Source organism: Christensenella sp. (assembly GCF_034927525.1).
Taxonomy (GTDB): Bacteria; Bacillota; Clostridia; order Christensenellales; family Christensenellaceae; genus Christensenella.
Window position 1 is genome coordinate 1 of sequence record NZ_JAYFPU010000261.1, and the last position, 2,919, is coordinate 2,919.

The 2,919-nt window shown below is 49.7% G+C and carries 5 protein-coding genes and 1 riboswitch; all 5 genes read right to left on the reverse strand.

The features are described from left to right. The coding region (locus VB081_RS10710) for a putative ABC transporter permease (protein WP_323400807.1) at window positions 1–618 on the reverse strand (618 nt) is incomplete at its 3' end. 429 nt (window positions 619–1,047) lie between these two features. Beyond that, the gene (locus tag VB081_RS10715; RefSeq protein WP_323400808.1) at window positions 1,048–1,518 is read right to left on the reverse strand and encodes a type II secretion system protein; all 471 of its coding nucleotides are present in this window, start codon (window positions 1,516–1,518) and stop codon (window positions 1,048–1,050) included. A 107-nt stretch (window positions 1,519–1,625) separates the two neighbouring features. Then, window positions 1,626–1,710: riboswitch (cyclic di-GMP riboswitch) on the reverse strand. Between the two features lie 152 nt (window positions 1,711–1,862). After that, the gene (locus VB081_RS10720; RefSeq protein WP_323398270.1) at window positions 1,863–2,435 is read right to left on the reverse strand and encodes a YcbK family protein; all 573 of its coding nucleotides are present in this window, start codon (window positions 2,433–2,435) and stop codon (window positions 1,863–1,865) included. Further along, window positions 2,416–2,649 (reverse strand): DUF2922 domain-containing protein, encoded by a 234-nt coding sequence (locus VB081_RS10725; protein WP_323398269.1) that lies wholly within the window; start codon window positions 2,647–2,649, stop codon window positions 2,416–2,418. Before VB081_RS10725 ends, VB081_RS10720 begins: the two co-directional genes overlap by 20 nt. A gap of 64 nt (window positions 2,650–2,713) precedes the next feature. Beyond that, window positions 2,714–2,919, reverse strand: a 206-nt coding sequence (locus VB081_RS10730) for a DUF1659 domain-containing protein (protein ID WP_323400809.1), incomplete at its 5' end; no start/stop codon positions are given.

The window sequence follows — 2,919 nt, forward strand, 5'->3', positions numbered from 1 at the left end:
GAGAAGAAGCTGCTTGTCTTTAAGCATAGCATGGACCTGGCGGCTGATTTCCTCGGTATCATCCGCATCCTGGCTGTCGATTTCCCGCTTCACCAGATTCATTAAGAAGTGTGAGTAAGCATAATCCCCCAGCATCACCACAGCGATAATCACCGCCAACAGCTGAACCACGAAGGGTGACATCCCTGCCATCAAACCAAAGTAAATGGGGTCGATGAACCAGATAATCCCCACACTGGCCACCCCGAAGAGCACCAGATTCCCAATCCATATCCGGCCATTTAAATTCATGGGCTTTTTGCTATAGTCCCACCACCGGGCATGGAACACCTTTTCCATATACCAGCTGGTAACGTACTCCAGTATCCCGCAAATCACAAATCCGGCGAGGAAGGTCTCCCCAATGGTCCCGTGCCGGCCAATCATTCCACCGACTAACAGGGTCACGGCCACCACCCCAGCCCCATAAATCGGGCAATAGGGCCCGATGAGGAACCCCCGGTTAATAAAGCGATGGTATTGAATGTATTTTAAAATAACCTCCATGCACCACCCCACCACAGCAAAGATGAAAAACTCGATGATTAACATGCTGAGGTTCAAAAAAAACTGGTCCATAAATCTCCTCCTCCTAAAATTCATTACGATTATGATAGCATGAAAAGAAGTAATAGGCCAGAAAATACTGTTGGGTATGTTCGAGAGTGGGCTTTAGGCGGTTTAGAACAGACTCACCAATGGGTTTCAGAAAAGCCCCCAGGAGAAACATGAGGATGTAGAGCACTAAGACGAAGTGCCCTTCCATGCGGGTAATTACTCCGTGGTAGATTTTTTGGGAAAAGGGCAGAGTGAGGGTGATGAGGAGGAGGTAGAGCAAGACCCATTTTACGGAAAGGAGTGCCACGGGTTTGCGTTCGAAGTAGGCGATGATGCTGGCAATAAAAATTAATGTAGTAACATTTATATAATCTATTGAACTGTATTCAGTATAGCAGCAAAAAAGAGACCCCCTAATCCAATAGATGGGCCTCTCTAATTTACTTAATATTAGAATGTTCCTTTTGTCACGACTGCTTCTTTTCCCGGTACCAAAGTAATATATGTACCATCACCTTGGTATTTTACCTCAGTTACTTTCTTAGCGGCAATTGTCACTTCATATTTCGTCCCTGTCAAGTCAGTCCCAAAATACGATAATGCTTTTGTTGCAACACTCACAGCCTGTGCACTTGTTGGATCTGGTGTTGCGACAACCGTTGCTGGTGTAGCAGATGTATATTTTGCATTTACCTTATCTCCATCTGTTGCACTTGCACCGACTTCAGTCGCAGCAGATTGATATGCAACATACACTTCTCTTGCTTCTGCTATTAAAGCTTTCCCCCTTGCCTCCTGCACAAACCCCAACATCGCCGGAATCGTAAAGGCCGCCAAAATCGCCAGAATAACCAGCACCACAATGATTTCTACCAGGGTGAACCCTTTACGGTCCTTCTTCATTTTCTTCCATAGTTGCATAACCGTTTCTCCTTTATTTATATAATTTTTTATTAAAGCCTATTTTTTCTGGAATCAAAAACAGCGTCCTGTTTCCAGAGGCTTAAGGTCCAGAAATAGTCCGCATTTCCAGTAACTGGCTGCCCTATCCTGCTGGACGTAGGCCCTTAAGCTTTGCGTGACAGCCTTTCGACTGCTTTGCCTTTTTCATAGGTCAAGCTTACACCCATTCCAGGGTATTGTCAAGGATTATCTGTAAGATTGACTGTATTTTTTGCTATCGGCACCAATGAATATGTCTTTTACACCCTTTTGTAGCCTGGTTTCCCAATCAAAAGCCCCCGGTGTGTACCGGGGGCTTTGCGTTACTTTTCATTTTCGACATGGATAAAACCTTGGTCATAATAAGTGATGACGGTCAATCCCAGGGTACTGGCCACCTGGGCAACGGTGTGGATGTCAATATGGGGACTGTAGAGATCGGCGGCGTGGCCCCTTAGGTGACGGGAGTATTCAATGCCGCCCACCTCGGCGTTGTACCGGGGGCAGCGCACCCCGCTGGTGATGATGACCGGGGCGCCCAGGCTTTCCCGGAGGATTTCGATGGTGGCTAAGAGGTCTGGGTCCATGGGGCTGGGCCAACCATCGCAATAGCCCGGGCAGGTGCAGGCGTATTCTGCCATTTCAAAGTGGGCACTGGCCATGGGGATGGTGGTGGCGCCCTCTGGCAGGATGTCCGCCTCTGGGGTGTCGGGGATGGTGGCATCGACTACGGGCTTGGTGTCTGGGGCTGGGGGTGCGACTTCGGTGGTGGGGGTAGGTCCCGCCTGGCCCTGGGATTCCGGCTGGGCCGCCCCCGGACTCAGGGTCAGGGCGGCGGCGATCAGCAGGAGGAGGGTCAGGGCCAGAAGGCCAAGCTTAGTCGGCCAGGCTGACATCAGTGGTGGTCTTGTCGACCCGTTTGGCAGAGACCAGGGCTGTCAGATCCATGCCCCCAGGGGCGAAGATGTCTTGGGTCAGGATGGCCTGGGCACCGGTTTTTACTTCGGCATCGGTAATGCCATCCTTATAATCCGCGACGGTCAGGCTATAGTGGCTGTCATCCTCTTTTTTGTAGGTGAGGATGAGGTCCTTTTGGTTGATAATGCTCATTTTCGTCTCCTTAATCTGTGTAAATTTCTAATCCTTATTTTATCCGGTGTGGGGTTCTTTTCAGCTACACGGTTTCGAAGAGTTCTTCAGTGGTGACCACGTAGCAGTTTTCTGCAGTGGGCTGCTGCAAGCCGTCCAGGGCTTTGTAAGTGGCCAGGATGGCGGTATCTGTGGCGGCAGCCTTGACATTTTTGTAGGTTTTGCTCTTGCGCAAAACCTCTCCGTCGACGGTGCCATAGTTGCTGACCATCTTCATCCCGATGCTGTTGA

Coding starts and splice junctions, on each gene's coding strand:
- VB081_RS10720 (WP_323398270.1), bottom strand. CDS start 2,435: ATGTCAGCCTGGCCGACTAAGCTTGGCCTTCTGGCCCTGACCCTCCTC.
- VB081_RS10715 (WP_323400808.1), bottom strand. CDS start 1,518: ATGCAACTATGGAAGAAAATGAAGAAGGACCGTAAAGGGTTCACCCTG.
- VB081_RS10725 (WP_323398269.1), bottom strand. CDS start 2,649: ATGAGCATTATCAACCAAAAGGACCTCATCCTCACCTACAAAAAAGAG.